Origin of the sequence: Bartonella rattimassiliensis 15908 (genome assembly GCF_000278215.1) — a bacterium.
GTDB lineage: Bacteria > Pseudomonadota > Alphaproteobacteria > Rhizobiales > Rhizobiaceae > Bartonella > Bartonella rattimassiliensis.
The window spans coordinates 207,926-208,530 of sequence record NZ_JH725068.1; the positions used below are offsets into that span (position 1 = coordinate 207,926).

Below are 605 nucleotides of genomic sequence, written 5' to 3' on the forward strand. Positions count from 1 at the left end.
GAGCAAGCAAAACAGCAACGTCAAAGTGACGCGGCATAAAAAAACCTTGTCACGTAAGGACGGACAAGGCTTTCTCAAACTCATCAATCTAGAGATAGCACAATCCGTCCTATGACACAACGTTATAGGATTTAAAATGATGTGTTCTTTTAAGAATGCGCGGGGCATCACACGTGCCTTGCGTGGGGTTTGGCATGGGCGTATGGAAGCCAACCAATCAAAAATACTTTAGTCGATTTTACCTTTGCTACGCGTGCTTATAGCCAAGCCTTTGAGGTTCTTATAAGGCAAGCCCCGCATAACGCATATTTTAACGATCTTCTCTATCTTCTAGGGCAAATAACATGAGACAGGATAATAAAAATATTTTAGAGAATAATACGCCTTTAAATGATAAGACTTGTTTAGAAGCCATTCCTTATAAACAAGCATTGCAACAAAATGGTTGGGGAGAATTAAAGCCTATCACGGCGGCTCTCTTACCCGTCAAGCCTTTTAGCTTATTACAGTTGCCAACACCATTAATGAACTATGTTTATGACGTTGCGGATAGCCAACAAGCCCCTATGGATTTTATTGCTATCTCTGCTCTCTGTGCCTTGGCT

1 pseudogene is annotated in these 605 nt (G+C 41.5%); it reads left to right on the top strand.

Annotated features, from left to right (window positions below):
• Window positions 1-344: 344 nt before the first annotated feature.
• Window positions 345-605, top strand: a pseudogene (locus MCY_RS09695) (YfjI family protein); the annotation flags it as partial.